Source organism: Pararhizobium antarcticum (assembly GCF_001885585.1).
GTDB classification, from domain to species: domain Bacteria; phylum Pseudomonadota; class Alphaproteobacteria; order Rhizobiales; family Rhizobiaceae; genus Pararhizobium; species Pararhizobium antarcticum.
Genome location: NZ_LSRP01000073.1, coordinates 19,895 through 35,842, shown reverse-complemented (window position 1 = coordinate 35,842; position 15,948 = coordinate 19,895). Strand labels below are relative to the sequence as shown.

Here is a 15,948-nt window from a genome sequence, read left to right as displayed (position 1 = left end):
CCATCAAAGGCTGTCATCCGAAGACTGTCAGTTCAGGCAGCCGTCTGGGCGGTTCTGACGGGACGTCGCGTCTCTTCGAGACCAAGCAGGAAGTTGATCTGCGGACGGGCCTTGACGAGATCGTCGATCGAATATTGCTGGAGCACTTCGAAAAAGGCATTGAGCGCCTTGCGCAGCGCCGAATTCAGCCCGCAGCTGTCGACCAGCGGGCAATCGATTTCGCCGGCCTCGAAACACTCCGCCATGGCGAAGTTGTCTTCCGTCACCTTGACGATATCGAAAAGGCTGATCTCGGATGCGGGCTTTGGCAGGCGCACGCCGCCATTGCGTCCACGCACGGTTTCCACCAGGCCGGCCTTGTTGAGCGGCTGCAGGATCTTGAACAGAAACAGTTCGGATACGCCGTAGGCTTTTGCGATTTCCGGAATACGGCTGAGGTGTCCGTCATTCGCAGCACAGTACATGAGCATGCGGACTGCGTAATTCGTTTGCTTCGTCAGGCGCATCACTTACTCCGGGAGATTCGAAAGCACTCACCTTCATATAAGGCGGATCATAGTTTGGAACAATTCCAAAAAAGCAGAAAATCATTTTGACGTGAACTTGATCAGCTTGGCGCTTGACTGTCCAGTGTCGCTTCGGCAAAAGGTGAGATTATTAGTTAAGTTAAATGAGCCAAGGAGGACACCATGCCGTTCAAGATGATGATACTCTCGGCGCTGGCCGCAACGACAGCGCTAACCCTTATCAGCGCGCCTGCCCGTGCCGAGGGTGAAGTCAACATCTATTCCTACCGCCAGCCGGACCTGATCCAGCCGCTTCTGGACGCCTTCACGAAGGAAACCGGCATTGCCACAAACGTGCTCTTCCTCGACAAGGGCCTTGTCGAGCGCATCCAGGCGGAGGGCGCCAATTCGCCGGCAGACCTCATCCTCACGGTTGACATCAGCCGTCTGACGGAAGCCAAGGAAGCCGGCGTTACGCAACCCGTCAACGACGAAACCATCAACAAGGACATCCCGGCCCAGTATCGCGATCCGGATGGCAACTGGTTCGGCCTGACGACGCGCGGCCGCGTGGTCTATGCTTCCAAGGAGCGCGTTGCCCAGACTGAGATTACCTATGAGGAACTCGCCGATCCCAAGTGGAAGGGCAAGATCTGCACGCGTGACGGACAGCATTCCTACAATGTCGGCCTGATCGCATCGATGATCGCCCATCACGGCGAAGCGGATGCCGAAAAATGGCTGGCCGGTCTGAAGAACAATCTCGCCCGCAAGCCTGACGGCGGCGATCGCGATCAGGCAAAGGCGATCTTTGCCGGGGAATGCGACATCGCGCTCGGCAACAGCTACTATGTCGGTCTGATGATGACCAATGAGAAGGAGCCGGAACAGAAGGATTGGGCCGGCGCCATCAAGGTCCTGTTCCCGAATGCTGCTGACCGCGGCACCCATGTCAACATTTCCGGCATGGCACTGGCCAAGAACGCCCCCAACAAGGACAACGCCCTCAAGCTGATGGAATTCCTGTCGGAAGGCGATGCCCAGAAGATCTATGCCGAGCAGGTGTTCGAATATCCCGTCAAGCCGGGTGAAGAAGCATCGGCGATCGTCCAGTCCTTTGGTCCGATCAAGGCAGATCCGCTGCCGCTTGCCGATATCGCCGCCAACCGCAAGAAGGCCTCTGAACTGGTCGACAAGGTGGGCTACAATGACGGTGCGGAAATGTAACCACCGGCGGTCATGACCGTTTCTCGAAAAGGCAGCCCTCTTCCGAGCGGCTGCCTTTTTCGTGTTTGCGGGAAGGCTATCCGAAGGATCAGTCGGCTTGCTGCTTTGCCTGCACTTCAGCGGCATAGTCCAGAATGGCCTTCTTGCGCTCGGGCGTCCCCGGGTGGGTCGACAGCATGCTGGTGTCCGAACGGTCCCCGAGTTTCTGTTCCAGCAGTTCGAAGAAGCGGGCAATGGCCGTCGCGTCGAAGCCGGCTTTCGACATCAGTTCCACCGAATGGCGATCGGCGGCGGCTTCCGCCGTGCGCGAATGAGACAGCGCCAGAAGGCCCCCGCCCTGAACCAGAAGATCCTCGATGCCCGATCCGACATCGCCGGCGAGCATCATGATCAACCCCGCCATGCCGGCAGCGCGATAGACCTGGCGCAGGCTGTGCTCCAGTTCGACATGGCCGATCTCATGGGCCAGCACGCCAATGATCATTTCATCGTCGCCAGCGGCCAGTTCAACCAGTTCGTCGGTCAGAACCAGAGTTCCGTCCGGCAATGCAAAAGCATTCGGCCCAACCGCGCCCCCTGCCCGAAAATTCAGGCTGTAGCCAGCCGTGCCGCGCGGCGACAACGCGGCAATCCTTGCAAAATCCTCCGAAATCTCGCGCTGTTTGCCCGCATTAAGCTGCGACGGGCTGAGCATGGTCCGGTCCATGGTCTCCATCGTGCTGACGGACATGATCTTGGGCACCACCGGTGGCGTGACTGCGACGGCCACCTCGACCAGCACCGGTAGCGCGTAACGGTAGACGAGGCTGCCGAGCAGGAACGTCGCGACGACGAGGACGACCAGCCGCGGATGAAAGCGTTCCAGCCTGTGAACCAGGCTTGTGCTGCGGCGACCGCTCCGCAGCAGCCATCGATCGATCGCATCATTGTCGGTCGTTTCGAACAGCGAGCCATCGGCGAAATTCACCCGCCGCGGGATCGAGCCGACCCGCGGCGAAACCTCGACCGAAGCCAGTTCGCCCGTGGCGAGCCGGTCCCCACCCGGCACCCGCTCGACAACAAGAGCGCCGGCGTCTTCGACGAGACGCGCAACCACCGACAGGCTGGAATGGGCCGGATGCCACTCGCCCTCGGCGATCGTCCTGTTGTCAGAAGCCAAAATCGAAGCCTTCATAGGCCATGAATTCGGCGCCGACGGCCGACCCGTCCTGTTCGGAAACCGCGAAAACCTCACCGACATTGCCGGAGAAGCGCACCGCCGTATGCGTGTTGACATACCGCGCCAAGCGGACCGCAGCCCAGGGCCGCATCAGACCCAGGGTCAGCAGCGTGACGATCAGGTTGCTGACCGCCACCCAGGCATAACCGAAGCGCGGCAGGTCGCTTTTCAACGGATGGCGACCATCGAACAGCGTGGATGACCAGGCAACGTTGCGCACGCCGGCACGATAGACAAGCGCCGCAATGCCGAAGGAAACCAGGATGACGAGATAACCGATCACGCCCATGGTGACCATGGCTGCCTGCAGTTCCGGCGGCAGGGATTGCGGTTTGTCGATGAGCGAGAAAATCAGCGACATATTGAGGAACACAAGGAAACCGATGATCAGCAGGCCCAGCAGGATGATCAGCGCCGACAGCAGCCAGTTCTTGTAGATTGCGCCAAGCCCCGGATCGGTGGTGAACGCCTTGGTGCCATAGCGCATGTTGTTGCCGATATAGCGATACATCCAGCGGCTGGCGAGCGGCGCCAGAATGCCGAGCGTCAGCGCGGCCAGAACCGGGCCGACAAGAAAGGCCAGGAACGCACCGCCGACACCGCCGACAAAATTGAAACGGACATTGCGGTAGCTCGTGACGCGGGCATTGAACCGCAGACCGCGCATGACCAGCCAGGGTATGAAGAACAGGATCAGCACCGCAAGCGCGATGCCGACAAGCGGTACGACGGTCAGAAGCACGTTGTAGATGACCAGATAGGCAAACACGATGAGGCGGCCGATGAAGATCTGCTTGCCCTTGGCGTGGTATTCGAAGCCGCGCCCGAGCAGCACCGAATTGCCATAGAAATAGCGGTTGCGCCGCACCTTGGCCCAGGCGGAATAGATGCCAACGGTCACGATGGTCAAAAGGATATTGACGATCCAGATGCCGAAATATTCCCGGCCGCTGCCGGTGAACGACAGGCGATGCCAGTCTTCGGATGCTGCAGGCAGCGTTGCGGTGTCCGTTAAGGCCATGATGTCCCCCATGATGCTGACGATAGGCAAACAGGAAACGGCCGAATATCCCCCGATATTCTGCCGTTCGTTGAAAAAGTTTTAGTCCCGCTGCGGGCAAGGTCAAGCGGGATGACGGTTTTCCCCCGTCGCGCAAAACAAAAAGGGCCTCCCGCAGGAGACCCAGATTGCAGCACCGAAGATAAGGTCCGGCCTTATTTCATCGTCGGCATGACGAATTCGGCGCCATCCTTGATGCCCGACGGCCAGCGCGAGGTGACGGTCTTGGTGCGGGTCCAGAACTTGATCGAGTCCGTGCCGTGCTGGTTCAAATCGCCGAAGGACGAGGACTTCCAGCCGCCGAAGGAATGATAGGCGAGCGGCACCGGGATCGGTACATTGATGCCGACCATGCCGATGTTGATGCGGCTTGCGAAGTCGCGGGCAGCGTCGCCATCGCGGGTATAGATCGCGACACCATTGCCGTATTCGTGCTTCATCGGAAGATCGAGCGCTTCCTCATAGGTCTTGGCACGCACCACGGAGAGGACCGGTCCGAAGATTTCGGTCTTGTAGATATCCATATCCGGCGTGACGTTGTCGAACAGGCAGCCGCCGATGAAGTGGCCGTTCTCATAGCCCTGGAGCTTGAAATCGCGGCCATCGACGACGAGCTTGGCACCGTCCTCGACACCCTTGTTGATCAGGCCGAGAATGCGCTCCTTGGCCTCCTTGGTGACAACAGGGCCGAGATCGGCCTTGTCATCGGTGTAGGGGCCAATGCGCAAGGATTCGACCATTGGCGTCAGCTTTTCGATCAGGCGATTGGCCGTGTCTTCACCGACAGGGACAGCCACCGAGATTGCCATGCAGCGCTCGCCGGCAGAGCCGTAACCGGCGCCCATCAGCGCATTGGCGGCCTGGTCGAGATCGGCATCCGGCATGATGATCATGTGGTTCTTGGCGCCGCCGAAGCATTGCGCGCGCTTGCCGTTCATCGCAGCCGTACCATAGACATAGCGGGCGATCGGGGTCGAGCCGACGAAGGAGACGGCCGAGATGTCCGGATGTGTCAGGATCGCATCGACGGCGCTCTTGTCACCATTGACGACATTGAGAATACCGGCCGGAAGACCGGCTTCGATCATCAGTTCGGCAAGGCGCATCGGCACGGACGGATCGCGCTCGGATGGCTTCAGGATGAAGGCATTGCCGCAGGCGATGGCAGGCGCAAACATCCACATCGGGATCATCGCCGGGAAGTTGAACGGCGTGATGCCGGCGCCAATGCCGACAGCCTGGCGGATCGAATACATGTCGATGTTGGGACCGGCACCTTCGGTGAATTCGCTCTTCGACAGATGCGGAATGCCGATGACGAATTCGCAGACTTCCAGGCCGCGGATGACGTCGCCCTTGGCATCCTCGATGGTCTTGCCGTGCTCGCGCGAGAGCATTTCGGCCAGTTCGTCCATATTGTCGTTGAGGAGTTGCACGAACTTCATGAAGACGCGGGCGCGGCGCTGCGGATTGGTGGCTGCCCATTTCGGCTGCGCGGCCTTGGCGTTGGCGACGGCGGCATTCATTTCCGCATCGCTGGCGAGCGTCACCGTTGCCTGAACTTCGCCGGTGGCCGGATTGAAGACATTGGCCGTGCGGCCGCTGGTGCCGGCAACGCGCTTGCCATCGATGAAATGACCGATCTCGTACATGGTGATCCTCCTGATCTTGATTATGGCGGGAGTGTCGCACTACAATATGCACAAATCAACGCGCGATAATCAGCAACCGTTGTGCGTGGATTAATGCACACCATCGACGATAGTAGAGATATACGATGATTGACGCTGAAGAAAAGATCGTCCAGATGGCCGATCTGGAAATCGATCCGGCTCAGATTGCGGCCTATATCGCCCTGCTGGCAGAGGAAATCGAAGCCTCGGTCGACAAGGAGCCGGGCGTTCTGATGCTGCATGCCGTTTCGGTCAAAGGCAGTCCTGCAAAAATTCGAATCCTCGAAGTCTATGCCGGCCGGGCGGCCTATGAGGCGCATCTCAAGACACCGCATTTTCTGAAATACAAATTGGCGACGGCCAACATGGTGAAGTCTCTTGATCTTGTCGCGCTTGACCCCATCGCCATGTGCTCGAAATGAGGAAAGCCGCATGAACTGGGACGACGTCCGCATGTTTCTCGCGGTTGCCCGAAGCGGCCAGATCCTTGCTGCGTCCAAGCGCCTCGGGTTGAACCATGCAACGCTCAGCCGGCGCGTGACAGCACTGGAGGAGTCGCTCAAAACGCGGCTCCTGATCCGGCGGACCAATGGCTGCGACCTGACGGCGGAGGGCGAGATTTTCCTGAATGCGGCGGAGCGCATGGAAACCGAGATGCTGGCGGCACAATCGCAGATCGGCCGCATCGACACGGCGATCGCCGGCACCGTGCGGATCGGCGCACCGGATGGGTTTGGCGTGTCTTTCCTCAGTTCACGGCTGGGTCGGCTCACGGCGCGCTATCCGGAACTGCGCATCCAGCTCGTCCCGGTTCCGCGCTCGTTTTCGCTGTCGCAGCGCGAGGCCGACATCGCGATTACGCTTGAGCGCCCCGAGCAGGGACGGCTGATCTCGTCAAAACTAACGGATTATACGCTCGGCCTCTACGCCGCGCAGGCCTACCTCGCCGAACACGGCACGCCCGCGACAGTCGAGGCGCTGAAAACCCACCGCAGGATCGGCTATGTCGAAGACCTGATCTTCACGGCCTCCTTGAACTTCACGGCGGAAGTGATGCGCAGCTGGGATGCCGCCTTCGAGATTTCCAGCGCCACCGGCCAGACGGAGGCCGTGCGGTCCGGTGCCGGGATCGGCATCCTGCACAATTATATCGCCCGGCAATATCCGGAGCTTGTCCGCATCCTGCCCGACACCATGATCCGGCGCGCCTACTGGACGACCTATCACGAAAGCGCCCGCGATCTGGTGCGAGTCCGGACCGTCGTCGATTTCCTTCAGGAACTGGTCACTGCCGAACACCGGATCTTTCTCTGATCCGGCGGAATACGATCATTTCTTGATCGCAACCGCGCTCGGCAGGGGGATCAGCGTCGGCTTGGCGATCGGCATCTCGACGGGATCTGCTTCCACCGTCTCCGCAACCGGTGCAGGTTGCGCGACGGCAACTTCGGCAGCCGGCTCCTTGCCTGCACTGCCTGCCGAGACCGCCGCAGCACTCGGCAACGGGACCTTGACCGGGTTCTTGATGCTGCCGTCGTCGGGCGCTACGGTTTCCTTGTCATCCTCGACCACTTCAGGGCTTGCAATCCGGCGGATGCGTTGGCGCTGTGGCACCGGCTGCGTCTCGATGGCGGCCTGCTGGACGACCGGTTGCAACACCGGAACGGAGGCGACGCCCTGCCCCGCAGAATAGCGAAGCGTCTCCAGCGTCTGATCGGTCACCGGTTTCAGCCGCAGGGCGTTCATCAGGCCGACGAGTTGCTCGACCGACGTTGCGGTCGCACAGTAGCGCAGGCGGACCTGAGCCGCATATTTCGATCGACCAAGCGCAGAAAAGCCGGCGCCATCGCGGGCACTGACATTGCGCGCCAGCTGCCAGGCATAGATGCAGCTGCCATTCTTTCCGGTCGCGCCGGATGCATAGCCGAATGTGCCATAGGCATTGTCACCGATGATGGTGCTGATCTTCATGGCGACGCCCGGAAGCGCCGTGGCAATCTCGCCCCGCAGGTCGCCCGCAGACGGCGCGCGGGTGAAGCCCTTTTCACTGCCGGGCGCACCAACGGTGACGACCAGGGTATTTTCGCCGGGCAGGTCGGTGGTGTTGCCATAGACGATCGTCTGCAGCGCGTAGTTCTTCCGGACGGTCTGGCGTACCGAGGCGGCGGAACCGCTGATCACGGGGATCGTGCCCAACGCCAGGTCTGGCGAGACGGACCGCGCCAGCGCCGGCCCCGCGCCAGCGCCGTCCCGCGTCAGGGAGGCGGTCTGCAAAAAGGGATCATCGATCGTATTGCAGCCGGACAGCACGAGCGGAACCAGCCAGAAAAGCCTGCGGATCATTGGCGTGCTCCTTCGATGCGCGAGGCCTCGAGCAGGCCGCGGCGCGAGGCGGCGTCGTTCAGATGATCGTTCAGCCGCTGGAAGACCTGCCGGGCCATGCCCTTGTTGCCAAGGTGATAATAGGACCAGCCGCGCAACTGGCTAAGATCTGCGGGTTCTGCGACCAGCGAGGCGCGCGTGTTCAGCGCATCGAGTGTCACCTGGTATTGCTTCTGGTCGAAGGCCGAGCGGGCCCGCTGCACGTAGATTTCGGCCCGCACCTCGCGGTCGCGTTCCGCCGTCATCGGATAGGCCCGCAGGATCGCATCGGCATCGTCGGTCAGCTTGCCGCGCAGAAGCGTCAGTGCCGTGCCATAGGCGGCGTCGGCCTGCATCTGCCCGCCGGCGGCCATGGCCTCGGCAAACGCGGCGCGCGCTTCGGAAAGCCGGCTCAGACCGAGATAGCACCACCCGCCGATCAGCGACGCATTCGGCGTCATCTGGCCACGGCCACGCAGGTCGTTGAGGTCGCTGATGCAGGCGCTGTAGCGCTTGGCCTGGAAGTTACGGAAATAATTGGCCTGGATCGCGCCACGCGGCTTGATCACCGCCGTGGCCTTCTTGCCCTTCGGTGCCGGGGCGATTTTGATCTCGGCCCAGATCTCCGGATAGATGTCCTTGTATTTGCTTTGCAGTTCGGCAAATTCCTGCTTCTGCGACAGGCGCATCATCGACAGAGCGAGCCCCTTGACCCGTGCCGGTGCGGTCTTCCAGTCGATCGCCTTGCCGAACCAGGCGGCGGCGGCCTCGTACTGCTTGGAATTATAGGCGTACCAGGCGAGAATTTCCGCGTGATCGGCGTTCAGCGTCTGCAGGATCGTCGTCGAGTAGGAGGCAACGATCTGTTCGTCGATCGTCGCCATGTCGGGTTTGGCAAAGCGCAATGACAGGGCATTCATCAGGAATTCCGGATCGCCGGAGAGATCCTGCAGATGCGCTGCGGCGACCTGATAGGCTTCTTCCTCGAGATTCTGCGCCGCGAGGCTGAGATAGAGACCCTTTGCGCTGCTGGCGTTAGGTTTCACGTCCATGGCCTTCTTGAACCACTGGGCGCTGAGCGCCGGCTGCTTGATCTTCAGATAGTACCAGCCGAGCAGGCCCATGTCGGTGGCCACCGGCTTTGTCTGCGTTGCCAGTTTCAACGGCTCCAGATCGGCATCTGCCAGGGGCTCGGTGCGTTTTTCATCCGCATTGAAATCGGCAACGGTCTTGCGCAGCAGATCGGAGGCAACCGGCTGCAGTCCGGCCTGCATGGCCGGCGTCACCGAGAGCTTGCTGATGACGGCCTGCACCTCGGAGGCCGGGAAATCGCGGATGGCCTTTTGCAGTGTGGTCACGAGGGCAGCATCCGGCAGGCGTTTTTCTCCTTCGCGCAGCAGGATGCCACGATAGACATTGGCAAGCGGGTCGCGCATGCCGGTCTGGGAATAGGCGTCGATCAGTTGCCAGAGCAGATCGACCTCGGTTTCCGTCGCCGGATCGATGGCGTTGCCTGCCTGAATGACACCGGTCCAGTTCTTGGCGCTGGCTGCCTCGGTCATCAGCACGCGCTGCTTTTTGCGCGCCAGTTTCTCGCTGAAATCGGCGCTCGGCGTCCACTCCGGCGCTTCGCTTTTCAGCCGGATGATCTCGGCATCGATGCCGGTGAAATCATTCTTCTGATAAAGCTTCCAGAGCAGCGTCTCGTCGGCGCTGCGGCTGGTCAAGGGCTGATACAGATCCTGCGGTAGCTCGAAGGCCGGATATTTCAGCCGCAGCCGCGCGCCTTCGGCGGCAACCCGCTCCTCCTGTTTCTGCTCGGCATAATAATAGAGCGCCGCCAGTTCGACGGCGTCCGGTGCCGGCTGGGCGCGTGTCACCGCTGGCTGCGTGCCGGGCGCGGACGCCTGCGGCTCCTCGGTTCCGGCGTCGTTGGCAACCGCACCGTCCATCGCGTCATCAACAATACGGAATGACCCTTCGGCCTGCGTCAACAAAGCGGCGGAATCCTGAGTGCGGCCCAGCGCGGGCAGCAGCATGCAGGATGCGGCAAGCAGAGCAATAAAACGTTTGCTGATCATTGATCGGACCTCACACCCTTGCGCGGCACGGTCCGGCCGAGCCAGACCCCGAAAATGCCCATCGAAGCGACGATAAGCAGGACGTAGAACTGAAAATTGTCGGAGAACCAGGCGGCCGCGAGACGGCGGATATTGGCCGGGCTCTGATCGGTCATGCCGGCGATAAAATGCGTGCCGGCCGGCAGCATATTGACCGCCAGACTTGCCGTCTGGATTTCTGCCGAACCACCGTCGAGCTTGCTCCAGACCGCTGGTTCGACGAGACGCCGGACGCCAAGCGCAATATCGCGCGGCGAGCGGGCATGCAGCACCGTCCAGGTGCCGCTGCCTTCCGGCGACGGAATCTGCGACAGGGTCAGAAGCGACTGGTCGGGTTTCAAGGCCAGCGTCCGGTTTGCACCGTCATCATAGTTGAGCCATTGGGCGAAGCGCGCACCAGCCATGCTGAACCAGCTGCCGATGCGGCTGTTCCAGGAAAGGCCATCCGGCTGCGTGGTCGACTTCTTGAACGCATCCAGCAGGGCCTCGGCATCGTCCGTGCCCGGTCCGGCAGACGCCTCCTGCAACAGTGCAGCACTGGAAATCGCCGCCGTCTTCAGCGGATCGGTGTCAAGGGCGGTCGCGTCGCCGTCTTCAGCAAAGCCGTCCAGCGGAAACTCGCCCTTGCCGGCGCGTCCGATCTCGGCAAATTCCTTGTCGGTGGTGATCACCAGGGCGTTGCGGCCTTCGACAGCCGTGGCCGCACTCAGGCGGATGCTGGCATTGAGCGGATTGCGGGCGGCAATGGCGAGCCGCGACAGCATTGTCAGCGCCGCGCCGACGGATTGACCGTCCGGGCGCTCGACGAAGATATCGAAGGGCTTGCCGTCCGCATAGGGATAGGCATTGCCGGCCAATGCGGCAATATCCGGCAGGCGACCAATGCGGGCCAGGGCCGGCACGGTGATCTCGGTGTTCTTCAACAGAATGAAGCGCGGCTTGGCATCGTTGCGGGCTTCCGGAGCACAGGCATCGTCGGATGCGGTCGGCAGTTCGGCCAAAAGCTCGACCTTGTTTTCGCCGGGATGAAAGGCCCGCAGCGGCAGCTCGATCAGCTTGCCGTCAAACTGCTCGCCCTCGGTGTTGCGGAAAGGATAGCTGGTGACGACCTTGTCATTGACGCGGACGAGAAGCTGGGCGGTGCGCTTCAGGCCCGGCGACGTCGCCGCAAACAGGCGAAGGCCGATCGTGTCATAATCGGCCGGATAGAAATCCGCCGGCATGACCATGTTGAAGTCGGTGCGCGAAAGACGACCGGAAAAGACGCGGGTCTCGTAGCCGGTATCACTGAGCTGGTAGCGGCTCGACGCATCGGCGCGGATCGTGCCGGTGCCGGTTGCAAAGATGCCGCTGTCGAGGCTTTCCTTCAGCGGGCCGCGAATGGCGGCGAGCAACTGGCTGCTGATCTCGGCACGGGTGGCGCCGCGCAGGCTGACCATGGCCCTGCCCTCTTCGCCGGCGTTGGCGACCGAAAGACCATAGGGCACGATCACCGTGGTGGTGCCGAGCTGGGCGCGGGTCTTTTCGGTGGAAACGTAGAGATCGATGCCCGGACCAGTGCCCGGCCTGTCGCCGACACTGACGGAAAGATCGTCGCGGTTCATGAACAGCGCCAGCGTCTGCAAGACAGGCGCCGCATCGTTCAGCATTTCGGCGGTTGCCGTCTGCGGCAGGATCAGCCGGATATCGGTGACGCCGGCCTCGTTGCGGGCGACCGTGAGCACGTCATCGAAGAAGTTGAAGCCTTCCGATTTGGCAGCGATGAAGCCGCTCGTCTGCGGATCGAGTTCGCTCCAGAGTTCGTAGGTCGCCTCCAGCGAGCAATCGACGCGGTGAAACTGGCGGGCCCGAAGCGTGACCTCGTTGCGCCCGGCCTTCAGCAGCGCACCGGCAACCTTGATCTGCTCTGGCTTGAAGTCGTTCGGCGAGGCAATGCGGAACGTGCCGGCCGGTCGGCCGTTGACGGCCACGTCCATCACCGACGTATCGGGCAGCACGGAGACTGCGTTGCGGTAAGGAAGCGAAAGGCTGCCGCCCTTCGCCACCTGCTCGGCGGAGAGATTGAAGGTGAAGCGGCCGACATCATCCTCGCCGGTGAGGCGATAGTCCGGGGCTGACTGCTCGAAGGGCACGAGGCCGCCGGGTTTCTTTTCCTCCGGCACGGCCGGTGCTGCGCGCGTCGACAGGATGGCTTCGCTGGCACCGGGCTGCGCCCTTGTGACGACAGGGGCCGCCTCGAGCAGGCTCTGGGCGGAAAGCGGCAGGGCCTGCGCCATCAGGGCGGCAAGCGACAGGCCGACAGTCTTGACGCTGAGGGACTTAACCATAGAGCTGCGTTCCTGTGTGAACCGGGCCTGTGTGAACCGGGCCTGTTTGAACAGACCCTGTTTGAACAGAGCCGGCAATAACCGGGGATGGTGCGTCAATGGGCCTTGCGGACACACCGACAGGCACGACCTTGTTGTCGTTGAGGACCATCGGTGCATCCTCGAAGGAATGCGCGACGCTTTCGCGGATGAGGCCGGCGCTGTAGCGAACGGCACGCAAGGATTCCGTCAGGCTCCACAGCGCAAAGCGGCTCGTGCCCCAGAAGAAATTGCGGCGCACCTGGCGACGGACGAGGCGATCCTGCAGGACCGACTGGTCGGAATACATCAACTCCGCAATCGCCATGAAGGTTTCCGGCGTGCGTTCGGCATAGGCAAAGCCGAAGATCGATGCCTTGTCCAGGGTCCGGCGCGAGCGATAGACGACATTGAAGGCAATCGTCTGGCCGCCGCGGCGCACTTCGACCTGCGCCCGTGTCGGGTTGGCAAGGTCCATCTTCGGTTCCGGATCGACGAATTCGATCGACACGCCGCCGCTGGAGGCATCCTGGATGACGACGGTATAGACGGCATCGGCGATGCGCAGCAAGGCATGGCGCTTGACCGGCAGGCGCTGGTTGCGGCGCAGTTCGCGGCGTTCGGCGATAGCGCCGAGGGCGGCACCGGCAAGACCGAGATTGATCAGGTTCCACATGGCGACGATCAGCAGAAGCTCGCTGGCGACCGGTTCGGTGAGCACCCGGTAGCCGGAATAAAGGGCCGCCGCGAGCAGCAGGAAGAAGATCGCGAAATACGGCTTTGCCAGCGGCGAAAGTTTGCTCTGGTCGAGCGTCTGGCCCTTGGCCGTGACGTTGAAGGTTGGCTTGCGCGGGTTGCGCACGACGCTGATGATGCTGCCGAACAAGAACACCGCCTGCACATATTCGTAGAGCTCGGAAATCCACGGCCAGCGGACCTTGCCGTAGAGATAGCTCTGCATGGCGAAGGAACTGACGAGATAGGTCACGGCATAGGAGGCGAATTCGAGGATATTGGCCTTGTAGATCTCGAGCGAGAAGAAAATATAGAGCAGCGGCGAGAACATGAAGGCCAGCCGCGCCAGCGGGAACAGCCAGAAGGTGTTGATGCCGGCGTAGCAGAGGCGCTGCGGCAACGAGAGACCCTTGGCGAGGAACGGGCGGTTCAACAGCAGGATCTGCAGCATGCCCTGGCACCAGCGGGCGCGCTGGCCGATGAAGGAGACAAAGGTTTCGGGCTGCAGGCCGGCGATCAGCGGCTTGTCGATATAGACGCTGTTCCAGCCCTTGCAGTGCAGGGACAGTGCCGTTTCGCAGTCCTCGGTGATCGACTGGCCGGAGAAGCCGTCGACCGTTTCCAGGGCCGAACGGCGCAGGACGGCGGCGGAACCGCAGAAGAACGAGGCATTCCACTTGTCGAGCCCGCGCTGCAGGATCGAGTAGAACATCTCGTTTTCGGACGGCATGCGGGCAAAGGTCTGGAGGTTCTTTTCCAGCGGATCCGGATTGAGGAAATAATGCGGGGTCTGCACGAGGAACAGCTTTTCGTCCTCGCGGAAGAAGCCGACCGTTTCGCGCAGAAAGTCGCGCACCGGGGCATGGTCGGCATCGAACACGACGACGAGTTCGCCCGTAGAGATTTTCAGCCCTTCATTGAGATTGCCGGCCTTTGCGTGATCGTTGCGCTCGCGGGCATGATACTGCACGCCCATCGCCACGCAGAGCGCCTTCAGCTGCTCATGGCGGCGGGTCGCAGCGACCGATATATGCGGATTCCTGTGGTTGCGCTTGGCATCCGTACCACCATCGTCCAGCAGAAAGATCTTCAGCTTGTCCTTGGGATAAGCCATCGACTTGGCGGCGGCCAGCGTCACCGCCAGCAGTTCGGCATCCTCGTTATAGCTCGGAATGAAGACATCGACCGTCGGCAGGTCGGCATGGGCACCCATATCCGGCGTCTTGCGCTTGATCGGATCGGCGACCATGAAAAAGCTGATCGCCAGCATGCAGAGGCAGTACATTTCGGCGAGGTAGAGCAGGAAACCGGGGATGAAATTGAGCGGCTCGGAAATGCTCGGCAGCGTCTCGGTGGTCCGCCAGAAGCCGTAGCGCAAAGCGATAATGCCGGCGAAAACCAAGGTGACAAGCCGGAAGGTGCTGTTGTCCGGGCGCGTCATGCCAATGAACATGACGCCAAGGACCGCAAAACTCAGCATCAACTGCGCCTGCAGACTCATCGGCAGGAGGATCAGAGTCAAACCGACTGCACCGGCCGGAATCGCCAGAAATTTACCGCACCGCATGTGCAACTCGCCTCATTGTCATTTCAGCCACGCATCATGCGTGCCGGTTCTACATCGAACGGGCCGACCCTAGGGCGCAAACGGTCAATAGAGTCCTAATGAAGTGTGAGAGCGCGGAAAGGGCACAGAACGAGGTAAACACGACGTTTACAAGCGGCCACGAGATTTGGGCACACGCCGACATAAAGCGTGGAGAAACCAGACAGCATCACGTTCAGGGGGAGGAATGGTACGGTTGGGTGGTCTCGAACCACCGACCTCAGGATCCACAATCCTGCGCTCTAACCAACTGAGCTACAACCGCACAAACAGGCTCGCCCTTGATTGCAGGGCGGCTTTCCGGGTCAAATACGGGCAGTCCGCATTTTTTGCAAGTCCCAACTTGTGCCTTCCCGTGAAAAAACGGAGCGGGGGATTGCAGGACATGAAAAAACCGGGTGGCAACCCACCCGGCTCTTGGATCAGGATCGGCGCAGGCCTGTCGGCGCGCAGATCGGCAATCAGACCTTCTTGAAGGTGGACATGGCCTTTTCGGCAGCGTCCTTGCCCGGCTTGGTGACGCTTTCGGCAACCTTCTTGGTGGCTTCCTGCATCGACTTGGCCTGTTCCATGGCCAGTTCAGCCTGCTTGCGGATGAACGCGGTCTGCAGTTCGAACAGTTCGGAAATCGACTTCACGCCGAGCAGCGCTTCCATGTGCGAAAGCGAGTTTTCCGCATTGGTGCGCAGTGCGTCGATGGCCTTGAGGCCGAGCTCGACCGTGCCGGACTGGGCGCTTTCCAGCGTCGCTTCGACCGTCTTGGTCGCGTCTTCGGCAGCCGTCTTCATCTTCGCATAGGCTTCCTTGGACTGCACGGCGCCCTTTTCGGCAAATTCGCGCATGCTGTCGGTCACCTTGGCCGGATCGAAGGAGGTCATCGAGAATACGTCGTCTGTTTTCTTGGTAGCCATGATCAGCGCTCCTGTGTCGGGCCCTCTCCAGAGGCACCCTGTTGATGTTGGATATCTTGTATACGAAAATATTGTGCGCTGCAACATAATTGTGCATCGCATATAAAAATTAGGCGCGTGGGGCATGGATCTCTGGTATTAACCTTCAACCGCGAAAGGCAGCGGCCAATCGGACGGCGTGCTGG

At 61.2% G+C, this 15,948-nt stretch carries 12 protein-coding genes and 1 tRNA gene; 3 read left to right on the top strand and 10 right to left on the bottom strand.

Annotation, left to right across the window (positions count from 1 at the left end):
• Window positions 1-32: 32 nt before the first annotated feature.
• A complete protein-coding gene (rirA, locus tag AX760_RS07105) occupies window positions 33-506 on the bottom strand; it encodes an iron-responsive transcriptional regulator RirA (protein WP_071832295.1) in 474 nt (157 codons plus the stop codon).
• 195 nt (window positions 507-701) lie between these two features.
• On the opposite strand from rirA, the gene AX760_RS07100 reads away from it, so the two are divergent.
• Window positions 702-1,733 (top strand): Fe(3+) ABC transporter substrate-binding protein, encoded by a 1,032-nt coding sequence (locus AX760_RS07100; RefSeq protein ID WP_425348823.1) that lies wholly within the window; start codon window positions 702-704, stop codon window positions 1,731-1,733.
• An 88-nt stretch (window positions 1,734-1,821) separates the two neighbouring features.
• Here the strand turns inward: AX760_RS07100 and AX760_RS07095 are convergent, their stop codons facing one another.
• The 3 genes from AX760_RS07095 to AX760_RS07085 all read right to left on the bottom strand — a co-directional run bounded on the left by AX760_RS07095 (window position 1,822) and on the right by AX760_RS07085 (window position 5,664).
• The gene (locus AX760_RS07095) at window positions 1,822-2,892 is read right to left on the bottom strand and encodes a M48 family metallopeptidase (RefSeq protein WP_071832293.1); all 1,071 of its coding nucleotides are present in this window, start codon (window positions 2,890-2,892) and stop codon (window positions 1,822-1,824) included.
• Window positions 2,882-3,973: a YjgN family protein gene (locus AX760_RS07090; RefSeq protein ID WP_071832341.1), complete on the bottom strand. Its 1,092-nt coding sequence runs from the start codon at window positions 3,971-3,973 to the stop codon at window positions 2,882-2,884. Before AX760_RS07090 ends, AX760_RS07095 begins: the two co-directional genes overlap by 11 nt.
• Before the next feature lie 194 nt (window positions 3,974-4,167).
• On the bottom strand, window positions 4,168-5,664 hold the full coding sequence (locus AX760_RS07085; protein WP_071832292.1) for a CoA-acylating methylmalonate-semialdehyde dehydrogenase: 1,497 nt from the start codon (window positions 5,662-5,664) through the stop codon (window positions 4,168-4,170).
• 125 nt (window positions 5,665-5,789) lie between these two features.
• On the opposite strand from AX760_RS07085, the gene AX760_RS07080 reads away from it, so the two are divergent.
• Complete coding sequence (locus tag AX760_RS07080; protein WP_071832291.1) at window positions 5,790-6,107, top strand: putative quinol monooxygenase; 318 nt, start codon at window positions 5,790-5,792, stop codon at window positions 6,105-6,107.
• 10 nt (window positions 6,108-6,117) lie between these two features.
• A complete protein-coding gene (locus tag AX760_RS07075; RefSeq protein ID WP_071832290.1) occupies window positions 6,118-6,999 on the top strand; it encodes a LysR family transcriptional regulator in 882 nt (293 codons plus the stop codon).
• A 15-nt stretch (window positions 7,000-7,014) separates the two neighbouring features.
• On the opposite strand, the gene bcsN is transcribed toward AX760_RS07075, so the two are convergent.
• From bcsN to AX760_RS07045, 6 genes are all read right to left on the bottom strand, one after another.
• Window positions 7,015-8,028, bottom strand: coding sequence for a cellulose biosynthesis protein BcsN (gene bcsN, locus AX760_RS07070; RefSeq protein ID WP_071832289.1), 1,014 nt, complete (start codon window positions 8,026-8,028; stop codon window positions 7,015-7,017).
• Entirely contained in the window at window positions 8,025-10,127 is a 2,103-nt protein-coding gene (locus AX760_RS07065; RefSeq protein ID WP_071832288.1) for a hypothetical protein, read from the bottom strand. Before AX760_RS07065 ends, bcsN begins: the two co-directional genes overlap by 4 nt.
• On the bottom strand, window positions 10,124-12,493 hold the full coding sequence (locus AX760_RS07060; protein ID WP_071832287.1) for a cellulose biosynthesis cyclic di-GMP-binding regulatory protein BcsB: 2,370 nt from the start codon (window positions 12,491-12,493) through the stop codon (window positions 10,124-10,126). Before AX760_RS07060 ends, AX760_RS07065 begins: the two co-directional genes overlap by 4 nt.
• A complete protein-coding gene (gene bcsA, locus AX760_RS07055; RefSeq protein WP_245294960.1) occupies window positions 12,486-14,768 on the bottom strand; it encodes a UDP-forming cellulose synthase catalytic subunit in 2,283 nt (760 codons plus the stop codon). The genes AX760_RS07060 and bcsA overlap by 8 nt, the downstream gene beginning before the upstream one ends.
• A gap of 272 nt (window positions 14,769-15,040) precedes the next feature.
• Window positions 15,041-15,117, bottom strand: a tRNA-His gene (locus tag AX760_RS07050).
• 196 nt (window positions 15,118-15,313) lie between these two features.
• A complete protein-coding gene (locus AX760_RS07045; RefSeq protein ID WP_071832286.1) occupies window positions 15,314-15,763 on the bottom strand; it encodes a phasin in 450 nt (149 codons plus the stop codon).
• Window positions 15,764-15,948 lie beyond the last annotated feature (185 nt).